The sequence below is a fragment of the Microcoleus sp. CZ3-B2 genome, from assembly GCF_036705055.1.
Lineage (GTDB): Bacteria > Cyanobacteriota > Cyanobacteriia > Cyanobacteriales > Microcoleaceae > Microcoleus.
Map to the genome: position 1 here is coordinate 1 of NZ_JAUBTN010000022.1, position 9,162 is coordinate 9,162.

A 9,162-nucleotide genomic window follows, 5' to 3' on the forward strand; every position below is an offset into this window, starting at 1 on the left:
TCCCAATTCCCAATTCCCAATTCCCAATTCCCAATTCCCAATTCCCAATTCCCAATTCCCAATTCCCAATTCCCAATCCGTGCCAAAATGAGTCTAAGAAATTTTTTGAGTTGGAAAACTAACGATGAGTGTAGATTCTAAATTGCAGCGCGCATTTGATCAAGGCCGCGCCTTGAAAATTATCAGCGGTTTAAATAATTTTGATGCAGCCAACGTTGCGGCTGTTGTCAAAGCAGCGGATCTCGGCGGTGCAACATTTGTCGATATTGCTGCCGATCGCGATTTGGTATTGATGGCAAAACAGTTGACAAATTTGCCAATTTGTGTATCGGCTGTGGAACCGCAAAAGTTTGTGGCTGCGGTAGAAGCTGGCGCTGATTTGATTGAAATTGGCAACTTTGATGCTTTCTACGCACTAGGCCGCCGCTTTGAAGCTGAGGAAGTTTTGGAGTTGACTCGCGAAACTCGATCGCTATTGGCGAACATCACGCTTTCTGTCACAGTTCCCCACATTTTGGCACTCGACAAACAAGTGCAGTTAGCAACAGAATTAGTCAAAGCTGGGGCTAATATTATTCAAACCGAAGGCGGCACCAGCGCCCAACCAATTCACGCCGGAACTTTAGGATTAATTGAAAAAGCAGCGCCTACTTTGGCTGCAGCCTTTGAAATTTCCCGCGCCGTACAAGTTCCCGTACTCTGCGCTTCGGGCATCTCCAGCGTCACCGCACCGCTTGCTATTGGCGCGGGCGCTGCGGGTATTGGTGTCGGTTCTGCTGTCAGCCAACTTAATAGCGAAGTGGCGATGATTGCTGCTGTTCGCAGTTTGGTGGAAGCTTTGGCAAAAGTAGAGCGATCGCACTTTGCTGCTTCAATTTAATTAAGAAGTTCGGCAACGAGTAATGTGCGGGATTTAATAGATATAATTCCCGATTAACCATGACTCCTGCCGTCATCAGTCATCAATAAGAGGGAAGAAGGAAGAAGGTTTTTTTCCCATCTTCCCCGACTTTAATAGTTGATCCACCACACAGCATAATCTTGCAATAACTGATGGTTTGGGGAGATAACATCGACTGCTTTTAACTCTGCTAAAAGCAAGATAAATCTTTTGCGATCGCCGACGCGCTGCACTCTGGCAAAAATGCCGTCTTCAGTAACCACAAAATCCTCAACTCGGTCAATTATGAATTTATCAGTATAAGAAGGTTGAGTTTTTTTAAGCCTTGCATATTCTTTTTTGCTACCCAAACCCATTGTATACTCTTCTTCCCATTCAAACTCTTCTATACCCGTAACCTGGCAGGGACATTGGATATGTTGCTTGATGTATTCTAGATATTTAATTGAATTGTCGCGGGTGGAATTAATATTTTTATTTCTTAAGATTTTTTTAATTTGGGTTTCAAATTTCTTGTCGTTAAATGGGTTGTTTTCAGCAAACTGGGCGAACACTTCTGGATTGAACCCCCCTGTCAATTCCGGTATTTCGGCAAGCAAGCGCTGCAAGTCGTTGAACGGTTTCGGTCTTCTGCCTGCTACAATGGTTTCATCAAGCTGGACTGGAGGAAGTTCTGATTCTGAAAGCAGAGGTTTGGTTTGATTTGGGCGATCGTCAAATTTAGACTTGTTAACTTTAGATTTGTTAAGTTGAGGTTTGTTAAATTTAGGCATCGCTCGGTTCCGCTGTACTGGTTAATTAATAAAGTATATCTTGGCAGAAGTACATTCGTGTCTGATAGATAGGAGGAAGCTGTGATGCAATTACTGAAATCGCCCGATGAATTGGAAGTCTATCAAGGGCAATTCGGCGAGTTTACGATTACTCAAAGCGATCGCACCGGAGTGCTGATCTACCGGGCCGGGTTGGGAGTGGCGGCGCTGTGTTTGGCGGTGGGCGCTACTCTGGTGTTGCAAAGCGGCGACAACCCAACAGCAATCCAAGCTTTAACGCCTGTTTTTGCGTGTTTCTGGATAGCTTTAGGCGTTAGTTTAGCAACTATTCACATTTACATGATTCCGCTGCACCGAACGTTACAGGCGTTTTGGGCGATCGGCGGCGCAGCAGCAGTATTTGTCGCCCTACAAAGCAGCGAACCTTTAGCTTTAACAGTGTACGAAAATCCAGCGACTTTGTGGGGAATTGGCTTTACTTTTGCGGCATTAAATGGCATTTATTTTAAAGAAGCTTTTTGCTTCAACCGCCTAGAAACTAAGTTTTTAACTCCAGGAGTTCCGCTGTTGATTTTAGGACATATTTTTGGTTTTCTGTCACCGGAAAACGAACAGTTGTTGCTAGGATTTTGGGCAATATTGTTCATCATTTTTGCAGTCCGCAAGTTCTTTCAACCTATACCGCAGGACATCGGAGATAAGAGCGTTTTTGAGTACCTCAAACAAAAACAGTAGAGAAGGTTCGGCAGCGGATTTAGTAGCGGATTTAATGGATTTAATTGTGCACTCGCAAGTTAAGTTTTTTGGCGTAATTTCTATTAAGATTGGTTGGCGATCGCACTCCGACTCAAGAAACCGGGTTTTGTACATCTGTGGGGTACAACTAAGTAGTTTAAGAAAAACCCGGTTTCTAGCAATTGGTGCGTAAATCCTCAAGAATTCTCTCGATCGGAATTTTGCCAGAATGCGAAAACCTCAAATCAAAATTAGTCTGATCCGCCGCCGAGAAATGTGGGCAATTACCTGGGAAGGTTGGGTAATTGCGATCGTGGGATTAATCATTGCAATGGTCTTAATTATCACAAATATTTATCCATTTTTTGCGGTAAATTCGCCACTGAAATCAGAGATATTGGTTGTCGAAGGGTGGTTGCCGGATTATGCGATCGAAAGTGCGATCGCCGAATTCAAAAAAGGCAAATACCGCCAATTAATTACTACTGGAATTCCAGTAAATAAAGGCTACTATCTCGCTGAATATAAAAATTATGCCGAACTGACAGCAGCGACTTGTATAGCCCTAGGATTTGACAAGGACAAACTGGTAGCCGTACCCGCACCGAATGTCATGAAACACCGCACAGCCGCTTCGGCGATCGCCCTTCGAGATTGGCTGGCTGCATCGCCCCTAAAAGTAGACACAATTAATCTCTATTCCTTTGGCCCTCACGCCCGCAGAAGTTGGATGGTTTTTAAAGAAGTGCTGCATCCTGAAATTAAAGTCGGGATAATAGCAGCAGAACCGCAAGATTATAACCCGCAGGAATGGTGGAAATCGAGCGAAGGTTTTCGGACGGTGATTGGGGAAATCATAGCTTATATTTACGCCCGTTTTGTCGATTGGAAAGCTTAGCCATTCTTTTTAACTCTTTCTCTTCTTCCCTTCGCGTTCTTTGCGCCTTTGCGGTTCGTTAAAAAAAATCTATATCCCACCAAAATGATAAAAACATTTTCACGTCAATTGAGGGCAAGTCGTTGCTAGAAGAACGCACTTACTGGTTAGCATGGTCGCAAATTAGCGGTATCGGGCCGATTTTGTTGCAAAGATTGCACCAACACTTTCCTAGTTTGGCAGCAGCTTGGACGGCTAAGCCCGTAGATTTAATGCGAGTCGAAGGGTTTGGGAAACAGACAATAGAAACGGTTTTACAAGAACGATCCAAACTCAATCCCCAAGAATTTATTGAACAACATCTTATTAAAAATCCCTGTTTTTGGACACCAGCAGATCCAGATTATCCCAGCTTGTTATTAGAGATTCCCAATCCACCGCCGGTGCTGTACTATCGCGGTTTAGTTGACCTTAAGGAAAATCGCGGAATTACGCCGACGGTGGCAATTGTTGGGACTCGCAGTCCTTCGGAATACGGCCGCCGCTGGACTCGCAAATTTAGTGCAGCTTTGGCTACAAATGGTTTTACTGTTGTTTCGGGATTTGCTGCGGGAATTGATACGGAGGCTCATACAAGCTGTTTGGAGGCTGGAGGCCGGACTTTGGCTGTTTTTGGTACTGGGGTTGATATTGTTTATCCTAGGCCGAATGAGCGGTTGTGCGATCGCCTGTTGCAGCAGGGATTGGCAATTAGTGAATATCCGGCGGGAACTCAACCGAATAAAACTAATTTTCCGCGCCGAAATCGGATAATTGCTGGCTTGAGTCGGGCTACAATTGTGATTGAAGCTCCGCACAAATCGGGGGCGTTAATTACTGCTTATCAAGCTAATGATTTTTGCCGGGACGTGTATGTTTTGACGGCAAGATTGGATGATGAGCGGTCTTTTGGTTGTTTGGAGTTGCTGAGTAAAGGTGCTCATCCAATTCTCCCGAATAGCGATCGGCTCTTAAGCGAAGACAGGTTGTTGGAAATGCTCGGAGCTATGCCAAAATTGGATAATGCCAAGCAGTTGTCGCTGTTTCCGCCAAATCAGACGGTTGAGAAGCGCACGCCGCCGTTGGAGCCGGAATTGGCTAAGGTGTTAAGTGCGATCGGCTCCGGGACAATTTCTTTTGACACAATTGTGGAAGCAGCGGGATTAGAAGCGGGAACAGTTTCTGGTATACTTTTGCAATTAGAATTGTTGGGATTAGTGTCGCAGTTGCCGGGAATGCGTTATCAGCGCTGCTGATGTTAAAGGTAGAATATAACTCACATCTTGCACCATTCTGAAGAACGGGCAAGATGCCCGTTCCACAAGAGATAATTTTTTTTGTGGAACAGGCATCTTGCCTGTTCATAAAAAGATGATTGAGAATCGTGCAAAATCTCAGATATAACCATCAATAACACGGCAACTCTGGAAACGGCAGTGCTGTTTCCCTACCCGAAAATAATTATTAACCCCCTCGGATGCAAGCATCACCCGATTAATTGTAGGGAAACGGCACTGCCGTGTCCTGATTTCGGGTAACGGGTAAAATCAACCGGATTGGATGATGAAATTGCCCCGATAACCCAATCGGATATAACTATCGACAACACGGCAATTGAGGACACGGCAATGCCGTGTCCCTACTCAAATTAATCCGAAATTCGCAGCACTAATACTGCTAGCAGAAACTCCACTGAGAGCAGCTAAAATCTCCCCAGTTTGTGCCAACCGAATTAAAGTAGCCGCCCTATCTTGACTAATCGCCAACTGCGAGAAATCCAGCCCGCTACCCAATACTAACAAGTCTTGACCGAGTTCAAAATCTGCGATCGTATCAGTACCGGAATTCGTAGAGAGTAGGAATTTATCTACTCCCATTCCTCCCGTCAAAGTATCACTTCCCAAACCGCCAGTCAGCAAATCATCTCCCTTACCTCCGTAAAGTAGATCGTTGCCATCATCGCCGTTCAAAATGTCAGCGCCGCGATTGCCAAACAAGGCCTCATCACCGCTACTTCCGACCAAAGTATCGCTACCTTTGCCGCCGAAAACAGTGTCATTTCCCAGAGTTCCATCGAGGGAATCATTGCCCCTCATACCCATCAATACATTATCCGCGCTGTCGCCAATCAGGATATCGTCGCCATTTGTACCGAGAATTGCATTGGGGGAATTGCTGCTCAAATCTGCATCGCCGCTGACAACGGGAGTCGCAAGGCCAACTGGTAAAACTACTGCTTGAATTCGGCTATCTAAAGCAGCACCGGTATTCTCAGTAACTACCAGGGCAATTGGTTTATTTCCCGTACCAACTGCTTTGAAATCTTGAGTTGTCGGGCCCAAGGCTACTTGTTGGACGCGGGCAACTGATTCAGGAATTGATGTTGCTGTTGGGTTGGAAACAGCCGCATCAATACGTTGATTGGCTGTTGCCATTACTGTCGCGGATTGCGAGGTAATTTGGGTGATTTGTTGACTGTTGAAACTGGGGTCTATTTGCTGAATTTTTGCGGCTGCTTGCTGAATGATTGGTTCTAAGGCTGCTGCGTTGCTGAGGTTTAAGATTGTACTGGATTGAATTCGATCGGTAATTGAACTGACAACAGCTTTGACAATATCGGTATTGACTGCACTGGAAGCGCCGTCAATCAAAGCGCTGGTTTGGGTGATGAAGTTTTGGACTTTCACCATTGCGGATAAGACTTGGACTCCGCCTGGTAAATTTTGGTTGGTGGCTGCGATCGGATCTAAGCTAGTCAGGTCAACTTCAGCGGGGAGTCCAAGGGCGGCTTTGACTAAAGATTGGGCTGATTCTGGTGCAGTTCCTTTGTCGGTTAAGTCGGCGACTAAGCTGGTTAGGAGGGTGACAACTGTGGAATCTGGCGGTGCGGTGACTGGTGTTTCTAGGGGTAAGCCGGTGGCGGTGTCAGTGCCTCCTGTGGCTACTATATTGCCTTCTGATGGGTCGATTTCTCCGTTTTTGTTGGTGTCGAATGTCTCGAAGGGGATGTTGAGATTGAATTCACCTTTGCTGTTAGTAATTGTGGATGGTTCGTTGGTGTCGAGGATGCCGTTTTTGTTGGCATCTAGGAAGAGGGTTGCACCCTCTATGTAGCCGTCAATCACTACGCCGGTGCTGCTAAATGTTAGCAACATACCTTTGTCCCAACCCTGATTGTACGGATCGTTGTCGCTGACACTAAGACCCGCCCTGTCTGTCGCTGTTAACTTGATTGTTAACTGCTGTGCTCTGGGGCTTGTGCCGCTCAGGGTACGGGTATTTTGATTAAACGTGAGCCAGCTTGGCAGAGGACTGCCGTCCATCAGAGTGGCTGTATAGGTGAGCTTGTCGCCCGGAAGATCCGGGTCTGTAAATGTGTCCGCCGGGAACGTGTAGGTGAATGTGGATGAGTTGCTTACTTTTAGATTGTTGAAATGCCACGGGGTTGTAGTCTCGGCGTAGTTGAAAACTGGCCGTCGGTTGGGGACTACAGTAAAACTGCCTTCTGTAGCAAAAGGTGAACCGGCCCAAGCTGTGTCAATTGCTTGCACGCTCCAGTAATATGTCCCTGGAGACAAGTCTTTGAGTTGCCAACGGGTGTTTTGACTGACATTTCCCAGCCCCACCAGTTGCCGAGTTCCATCGCCAAGAGACATCGGGGAAAGAATATCCTGACCCCCTTCCTTAGTGCCAACTCGCAGGTTGTAGCTTAAACCATCAGCAGGAGTTTGAGCATCAGTCGCTTTATTCCAGTTAAACGTAACTTCTGGGCCCGAAGCTACAGCCGTCAGCCCTGTGGGTGCGGTGGGAGGAGTGTTGGCATTGGGGGTGTTGTTACGGAAGACATTGGTAAAAGACTCTGGTCGGTCTTGAGAGCTCTTTGTTGAATTACTAGCGACCAGGATATCCAATTTTCCATCTTTGTCATAGTCTCCCCAAGCTGGATTGGAATAAGCTTGACCACCAGGAGGCGATACGACACTGCCGATTTCTACGCCACTGTCGATAAAGCTATTTGAGCCAGTAAAGCTATTTGGGTCAATAAAGCTATTTGGGTCATTTGGGTTATAAGGTCTGCCTGTGTTGTTGCGATAGACTTTGGTGACTACTTTTTGTGAACTTCCCGCATCTAGCTGAGTCAAAACACTGACATTGACTAGGATATCCAGTTTGCCGTCATTGTCGTAGTCTCCCCAAGGATTTTGAGGGAGAGAATTAACCCGACCAGGTATCTTTACACCTATGTCATCAAATCTGTTTGGCTCGCTGGTACTGGTTGCGTTGCGGAAGACTTTGGTGATCGACTGCGACTGCTGGGATGAACTATCGGAACCACTGACCAGGATATCCAGTTTGCCATCATTGTCGTAGTCTCCCCAAGCGATTTGAACAACGTTACTAACACCAGGAAATACTACGCCCGTGTCTGTAAAATCAGTAAAAAAACCATTAAAAACGGAATTGGAATTGCCCAAGTTGCGGTAGAGTTTGGCAGTTGTTCCGTATGTTCCGTCGGAATTCGGCACATTGAGCAGAACATCAAGTTTACCGTCGTTGTCATAGTCGCCCCAAGCAGCGAAACCTATACTGGATGGTAGTCCAGTGGTGCTCTGTTGCTCAAATCTAAAGCTGTCTTGACCGTTGACAGAGCCGGAGTTGCGATAGAGTTTGTTATTATCACCCCGCCAACTATCGAAGCCTGTTTGCAAGATATCGAGACGACCATCATTGTTATAGTCTGCCGAAGTCACGTAAGAAAAGGGCCCGTAGTCATTAGGTAGGATTGCCCTCAAGGTCAAGTCCAAGCCATTGTAGATTTCTGTTGGGCCATAGGCGTTGCGGTTGGCTAACGAGACATCCAGTCTCCCATCATTGTTGTAATCTCCCCATGCTGATCCATCACCTGGCAAGTCTATTCGATTACCTTCGCTAAAGCCATATTCGCTAGACCTTTGATTGTTGTTGTCGAGGAGTTCGGTGTTTTTGTAGATTTGGTTGTTTCCGAGGATATCGAGTTTGCCGTCATTGTTGTAGTCTCCCCAGATGGCTGAGTACAAGTCCTTTGGAGATATCGAAGCGTTTGTATCGGTGAAAGGTTGGTCAGCATCCAAAATTTGCAAGGTAGCAGAGCTTTGAGTGCCAATATTGGCATTATCCACACTAGCGATCCGAAACGCGATTTCTTCCGTTTCCTCTGCTTTACGATCCGGTAAAATGTCAATTGTGAACGTTTTGGTATCTTCGCCTGGGTTAAAGGTGATTTCAGGAGAGAAATTGGGGGGAAAGTTCCAATCTGTTGCCCAAGTCGCTGAACCAGTAGGATATTCTAGGTACACCTTGGAAATGCTATTTAGATTTCCAGTGCGAGTGAGAGTAATTTCTGCCGGAACGACTCCTGTGGAACTTTCATTGACTTGGTAAGTAGCTGGGGAAAAACTTATCGTGGGATCGTTAAGATCAGTAATTCGATCGCCATTTCCGTTACCTAGCGGCAGATTAATCGATAGGGGTCGATCGTTACGTTTCCCAGAGTCGTCAAATATCCGAGATATCGGCGTCGGAGTCGGCGTCGGTGTCGGAGTCGGAGTGACAGATGTTGTCGGAGTTGGAGTCGGAGTGACAGATGTTGTCGGAGTTGGAGTCGGAGTGACCGATGTCGTCGGAGTCGGAGTCGGAGTGACAGATGTTGTCGGAGTTGGCGTCGGAGTGACAGATGTTGTCGGAGTTGGCGTCGGAGTGACAGATGTCGTCGGAGTTGGAGTCGGAGTGACAGATGTCGTCGGAGTTGGAGTCGGAGTGACAGATGTCGTCGGAGTTGGAGTCGGAGTGACAGATGT

General features: G+C 46.5%; 6 protein-coding genes. 4 read left to right on the top strand and 2 right to left on the bottom strand.

Annotation, left to right across the window (positions count from 1 at the left end; genetic code table 11):
- Positions 1 to 124 precede the first annotated feature (124 nt).
- On the top strand, positions 125 to 880 hold the full coding sequence (locus QUA97_RS12370) for a DUF561 domain-containing protein (protein ID WP_333088820.1): 756 nt from the start codon (positions 125 to 127) through the stop codon (positions 878 to 880).
- Between the two features lie 131 nt (positions 881 to 1,011).
- On the opposite strand, the gene QUA97_RS12375 is transcribed toward QUA97_RS12370, so the two are convergent.
- A complete protein-coding gene (locus tag QUA97_RS12375) occupies positions 1,012 to 1,674 on the bottom strand; it encodes a hypothetical protein (RefSeq protein WP_333115755.1) in 663 nt (220 codons plus the stop codon).
- Positions 1,675 to 1,758: 84 nt separating this feature from the next.
- On the opposite strand from QUA97_RS12375, the gene QUA97_RS12380 reads away from it, so the two are divergent.
- The 3 genes from QUA97_RS12380 to dprA all read left to right on the top strand — a co-directional run bounded on the left by QUA97_RS12380 (position 1,759) and on the right by dprA (position 4,581).
- Entirely contained in the window at positions 1,759 to 2,409 is a 651-nt protein-coding gene (locus QUA97_RS12380; protein ID WP_333115758.1) for a DUF2301 domain-containing membrane protein, read from the top strand.
- Between the two features lie 229 nt (positions 2,410 to 2,638).
- On the top strand, positions 2,639 to 3,307 hold the full coding sequence (locus QUA97_RS12385; RefSeq protein WP_194070743.1) for a YdcF family protein: 669 nt from the start codon (positions 2,639 to 2,641) through the stop codon (positions 3,305 to 3,307).
- A gap of 122 nt (positions 3,308 to 3,429) precedes the next feature.
- Entirely contained in the window at positions 3,430 to 4,581 is a 1,152-nt protein-coding gene (gene dprA / locus QUA97_RS12390) for a DNA-processing protein DprA (protein ID WP_333194736.1), read from the top strand.
- Between the two features lie 387 nt (positions 4,582 to 4,968).
- On the opposite strand, the gene QUA97_RS12395 is transcribed toward dprA, so the two are convergent.
- Positions 4,969 to 9,162, bottom strand: a 4,194-nt coding sequence (locus QUA97_RS12395) for an FG-GAP-like repeat-containing protein (protein ID WP_333194737.1), incomplete at its 5' end; no start/stop codon positions are given.

Coding starts and splice junctions, on each gene's coding strand:
- QUA97_RS12375 (WP_333115755.1), bottom strand. CDS start 1,674: ATGCCTAAATTTAACAAACCTCAACTTAACAAATCTAAAGTTAACAAG.
- QUA97_RS12385 (WP_194070743.1), top strand. CDS start 2,639: ATGCGAAAACCTCAAATCAAAATTAGTCTGATCCGCCGCCGAGAAATG.
- QUA97_RS12370 (WP_333088820.1), top strand. CDS start 125: ATGAGTGTAGATTCTAAATTGCAGCGCGCATTTGATCAAGGCCGCGCC.
- QUA97_RS12380 (WP_333115758.1), top strand. CDS start 1,759: ATGCAATTACTGAAATCGCCCGATGAATTGGAAGTCTATCAAGGGCAA.